The sequence below is a fragment of the Caballeronia sp. genome, from assembly GCF_028292365.1.
In the GTDB taxonomy this organism is placed as follows: domain Bacteria; phylum Pseudomonadota; class Gammaproteobacteria; order Burkholderiales; family Burkholderiaceae; genus Caballeronia.
In genome coordinates this window covers 1-5,363 of sequence record NZ_JAQGMM010000423.1, presented here as the reverse complement: position 1 = coordinate 5,363, position 5,363 = coordinate 1, and the positions used below count along the sequence as shown (strand labels likewise).

The window sequence follows — 5,363 nt, the reverse complement described above, 5'->3', positions numbered from 1 at the left end:
CGCCACGGTCATGCCATTGCCCAGCGACATGAACGCATTGCTCGTCGCCGAGAACACGACCACGAGCATCACCAGGCTTCCCAGTGCCGCGAACTTCTGGATCAGGTCCTTGCGGCGTTCTCGGGCGCGGGCACGGTCGGCGTGCGCCGGGTCGGTAGTCATCTCAAGCATGGGCGATCCGTCCTGATGCGTAGTGCATGATTTCTTCCTGATTGGTCTTGCGGGTCTCGAGCACGCCCGCTATCTGGCCTTCATGAAACACGGCCACGCGATCGGTCATGCCCATGATTTCGGGCAGCTCCGAACTGATCAGCACAACGCCGATGCCCTGCGCCGCGAGCCGGTCCATGAGTTCATAGATGGCGTATTTCGCACCGACGTCGATGCCGCGCGTGGGTTCGTCGAAGAACAGGATCTTCGATTCTCGGAACAGCCATTTGCTGATCACGACTTTTTGCTGATTGCCGCCCGAGAGATTGCGCGTGATCTGGTTCACGCCCGGCGTACGAATGCCCAACGCATCGATATATTTGCGCGCGACCTTCGCCTCCTCGTCGAAGCGGATAAACCCGCCCGCGCCCGACACGGCCTCCACATTCGCGAGCGTGATGTTCTTCGCGACCGTCATCTGCAGCGCGAGACCGTTGCCCTTACGATCCTCCGATAGATACGCAATGCCGTTGCGAATTGCGTCTATTGGCGAATGGATCGAGAGGCGCTTGCCTTGTAACTGAACTTCACCCGCCTCGACGGGATCGGCACCGAACACCGCTCGCGCGACCTCGGTGCGCCCCGAACCCATCAAGCCCGCAAAGCCGAGGATTTCCCCGCGACGCAATTCAAAGCTCACCGGCCCGAACACATCGCGACGCTTCAGGCCGCTCACGCTCAGCAGGACTTCATCCGTCGGCTGCGATTTGCGTTCGGGAAAGACATCGTCCAGATCGCGGCCGACCATGTGCGAAACCACTTGTTCGATGGTGGTGGCGGCGAAGTCATCGGTGGAAATGGTGCGGCCGTCGCGCAGCACGGTGACGCGATCGGCGATCTCGGCCAACTCGTCCAGCCGATGCGAGATATAGACAATACCCACGCCCGTCTGGCGCAACTCCTTGATGATCCGGAACAAATGCACGGTCTCGGATTCAGTCAGCGACGACGTGGGTTCATCCATGATCAAGAGACGCGCGTTGAGTGACAGCGCCTTGGCGATCTCGATCATTTGCTGCTGCGCGACCGACAGCGATCCAACCAGCGTACGCGGCAAGAGCTGCAGGCCGATGCGATCGAGCGCAGCCTGGGAGTCGGCAGCAAGCCGCGCCCGGTCGATGAAAATTCCGCGCTTCGGCTCCCGCGCCAGGAAGATATTCTCCGCGATGGACAAGTGCGGGATCAGGTTCAGTTCCTGATGAATGATCGCGACGCCGGCAGCCTGCGCCTCGAGCGTGGACGCGAAGTGGTGCTCGCGGCCGTCGATGAATATCTCGCCTTCGTCCGGCCGGTATTGGCCGCTGACGATCTTCATGAGCGTCGACTTGCCCGCGCCGTTTTCGCCGCAAATGGCATGCACTTCGCCCGCGCGGACGTCGAAGCTGACGTTTTGCAGCGCGATCACGCCAGGAAACCGCTTGCCAACGCGGTTCAGGCGCAGCAAGGGGTCGGTTGCCACAGCGGGTGCGCGGGCGACTTGCGGCGAGCCCTGTTCGGCTGCCGCGTTCATTGCTTGGCCTCGTCGACTCGTATGAGCATTTGCACCGGCGTTGTCTCCTCGGCGGGGTCGCGGGTTTCGTGGGTGGCACCGATCATCGTTCTGGCACCAAAGTGGTCAAGCCAATTTTTCTGTTTCATCACGTGGCCTTACCTGTTGCGAATGATAATGGCGTTAGGCTCACTCTGGAATCGCGGTATTTACCCTTATATTCATCGGCATGCCGATCAAGCGATGCTGAAAGGAATTGGTCAAGCCACCTTACACTTCAATTCCTGCCCGACACTCATGACGACACCTGTAAAACCGGTTGAAACGCGACGGCTGTATCAAACCATCGCCGATCAGATCAACTCGCTGATCCGCCTCGGCAGTTTCCAGGCGGGTATGCGCCTGCCGCCGGAACGTGAGCTCGCGCAGCAGTTGGGCGTGTCGCGGCCGTCGTTGCGGGAGGCGTTGATTGCATTGGAAATTCGCGGTCAGGTCGAAATCCGGATGGGCTCGGGCGTCTATGTCTGCGAAGGCAGCACGGAAGAACCGCCGCTGACCTCCATGGGCGAGAGCCCTACCGAGCTGATGCAGGCACGTGCTGCTATTGAAGGAAGCGTGATCGTGCTGGCTTGCACGCGGCTCACACCGGAGGGAATGGCACGCCTGCAAAAGAGTGTGGAGTCGATGCGCGAGCTGATCGCGGAAGGACGCTCGCCGCTGGAACCGGATCGGCAGTTCCATATAGCCCTGGCTGAAATTGCCGGGAATTCCGTGCTGACCCGGCTGGTCGGCGAGTTATTCGATGGCCGTAACGACCCGATCGCTGCCAAGGTGAGTGGACTTGCGGAGAACATCACGACGTGGGGCGTCGCGCTGTCCGAGCACGAACGGATCTTGAGAACGCTGGAAGCGCGTGACCCGATTGCCGCGCAAGCGGCTATTCGATCGCATTTGAAGGCGTCGGAAGAACGGTGGGTAGGCGGGGTTTGAGGGGTCCGGACCAGCCGTACCGTTCGAATAAATCACTCCACACGTACTCACCCACCAAGCGCTCCCGGCCCCCAAGGCTCCCCACCGCCCTGCATCGTTATCATTAATGAAATTACAAATGATAACGATTCGCATTCGTGTATAATCTGTCAGCCAGTTTCTAGCTCCCTGTAATTTGTTCATCAACCCCAAGACCCGAACGACCCAACCATCGTTCGTGGCGCCATCGCTTGCCTGATGGCGCCACGAACGCGCGACCACGATCGTCCGCTGCTTTCTTCCGCTACTGACCTGCTCGCACTCACCCGCAACCGCTTCGCGTGCCAACTATCTAATTGCCATGTCTATTTTTACCGGTTCATCGTCCGTCCGACCGCTGTCCAACGCCGTTCGCCTAGCGTTCCTTTACGCGGCGCTGCCTCTGAGCATCGGCGTAACGTCTACCGCCCGAGCACAATCTGCTTCGCCGGAGGCGACGGAAAACGTCCTGCCCGCGGTGAAGGTTCAGGCGGCCAAGGAACCCCTGCCGGGCGATTTCGCGCCCGCCTACGACGGCGGCCAGATTGCTCGCGGTGCAAAATTCGGAGTGCTCGGCAATCAGGAAATGATCAACGTGCCTTTCAGCATGACGAGCTACACGTCGAAGGCGATCGAAGATCAACAGGCGCATTCGATCGGCGAACTCCTGTCCCACGATCCCGGCGTTCGTCCGGCCTTCGGTTTTGGCAACTTCTCGGAGGTTTTCGTCATTCGCGGTTTTCAACTGACCGGGGACGACATCTCGTTGAATGGGTTGTACGGAATTACACCGCGCCAACTGGTGGCAACCGAAGTGCTGGAACGGGTGGATGTATTCAAGGGCGCCAACGCTTTCCTGAACGGCGCGTCGCCGACCGGCTCCGCGGTGGGCGGCGGCATCAATCTGGAACTGAAACGCGCGGACGACAAGCCGCTCACGCGCGTAACCGTAGAGGGCAGCGGCTCAGGGCAACTGGGCACGCACGTCGATGTCGGCCGGCGCTTCGGCAGCGACGGGCAGTTCGGCATCCGTGTGAACAGCTCGATCCTCGGGGGCGAAACGAGCATTAACGATGAATTCCGCCACAACACCTCAACCGCTGTCTCGCTTGACTATCGCGGCGACAAAGTGCGTTTGTACGGCGATTTTCTCTACCAGCGCAAGAACATCGATCAAGGGCGCTCTACCGTTTCCGTAACCGGCGATCAGGTGCCAACCGTTGCGTCCGCCGCCAACAACTTTGCCCAGCCCTGGACGCAAAGCACGCTCGAAGACACAGTCGGTATCGCGCGCGCCGAGTACGACTTCGCGCCCGCGTGGACGGCGTATGTGAGCGGCGGCATCCACCGCTCGCATGAGGACGGCACGTACTCGTCACCAACCTTCAATGCCGATACCGGCACGACCGCAACGCGCGGCGATATCTTGCGCACCACCGACGCGTTGTCTGCCGAAGCCGGCGTACGCGGGCACTTCGCAACAGGACCGGTCAGCCATTTGGTCAGCGCGGGTTTCGCGATCACGACGCTCGAGGATCGTGAAGCGTTCGCGTTCAGCGGCTCGTTCCCGACAAGCCTGTACGGAGGCGGCATCGTGCCCGAACCCGCGGCAAATGGATTTGTCGCAGGAAGTTTCGCCGATCCGGGTCTTGCCGATCAGATCCTGACGCGCAGCGTGGCCATTTCCGACACGCTCGGTTTCCTGAGCGATCGCGTCCTGTTCACGATCGGCGCGCGCCATCAGCAATTGCACCAGAACAACTTCACGGTTGGCACCGACACCATCTCGTCTTCGTACGACCAGTCGATCACAACGCCCATCTTCGGCCTCGTCGTCAAGCCGACGAACAATATCGCGCTGTTTGCGAACCGCAGCGAATCGCTGGCCGCCGGACAGAGTGCGCCTTCAACCGCGGCCAACGTGGGCCAGACGCTTTCGCCGAACCGGACGAAGCAATACGAGGTGGGCGCGAAATACGATTCGAATCACTTCGGTGCGACATTGTCGGCATTCCAGATCGAACAGCCTTCCGCCTACACTGACAGCACGACCAACGTGTTCGGCACCAACGGCACGCAGCGTCACCGTGGTCTCGAGTTGTCGGTGTATGGCGAGCCGTTGCACGGCGTTCGCGTGCTCGCAGGCGCGACGGTGATCAACGCCAAGCAACTCGATACGAACCAGGGCGCCACTGACGGCTATCGCCCGATCGGCGTGCCGAGTTACCTGTTCAACGTCGGCGCGGAATACGATCTCCCGATGCTCCCCGGCGTCACGGTCAACGCCGCGTGGATCCATACGAGCAACCAGTATCTCGACGCGCAGAACAAGCTGTCGATCCCGGCCTGGGATCGTTTCGATCTCGGCGCGCGCTATACAACGAGCGTGCTGAAACACGTCACCACGTTCCGCGCGACCGTGGAGAACGTGACGAACAAGGCTTACTGGGCCTCGACGACTGGCGCGTACCTGACTCAGGGAAGACCGCGTACGCTGCTGCTCTCGATGACCGCCGACTTCTGATACCGGGTTTTACCGCGAACCGGTTTTTGTGGACGTGAGATGGCCGGTCGTAGCGCGGCCGTTCGTTATACGAAGGACTTGTCGGGTGCGATAGAAGTGGGAGATAAAACGCGGGACATCGTGACGTAGCTC

The 5,363-nt window shown here is 60.6% G+C and carries 4 protein-coding genes and 1 pseudogene; 2 read left to right on the top strand and 3 right to left on the bottom strand.

Features of this window, described 5'->3' with window-relative positions; genetic code table 11:
- The 3 genes and pseudogenes from JWR14_RS25345 to JWR14_RS25335 all read right to left on the bottom strand — a co-directional run.
- Nucleotides 1–171, bottom strand: a pseudogene (locus JWR14_RS25345) (ABC transporter permease); the annotation flags it as partial.
- A complete protein-coding gene (locus JWR14_RS25340; protein WP_299713786.1) occupies nucleotides 164–1,720 on the bottom strand; it encodes a sugar ABC transporter ATP-binding protein in 1,557 nt (518 codons plus the stop codon). The gene JWR14_RS25340 and the pseudogene JWR14_RS25345, both read right to left, overlap by 8 nt.
- Entirely contained in the window at nucleotides 1,717–1,848 is a 132-nt protein-coding gene (locus JWR14_RS25335) for a hypothetical protein (RefSeq protein WP_299713783.1), read from the bottom strand. Before JWR14_RS25335 ends, JWR14_RS25340 begins: the two co-directional genes overlap by 4 nt.
- Before the next feature lie 148 nt (nucleotides 1,849–1,996).
- On the opposite strand from JWR14_RS25335, the gene JWR14_RS25330 reads away from it, so the two are divergent.
- Together JWR14_RS25330 and JWR14_RS25325 are read left to right on the top strand one after the other, a co-directional pair.
- A complete protein-coding gene (locus JWR14_RS25330; protein ID WP_299713780.1) occupies nucleotides 1,997–2,689 on the top strand; it encodes a FadR/GntR family transcriptional regulator in 693 nt (230 codons plus the stop codon).
- A gap of 340 nt (nucleotides 2,690–3,029) precedes the next feature.
- Nucleotides 3,030–5,231 (top strand): TonB-dependent siderophore receptor, encoded by a 2,202-nt coding sequence (locus JWR14_RS25325; protein ID WP_299713777.1) that lies wholly within the window; start codon nucleotides 3,030–3,032, stop codon nucleotides 5,229–5,231.
- Nucleotides 5,232–5,363 lie beyond the last annotated feature (132 nt).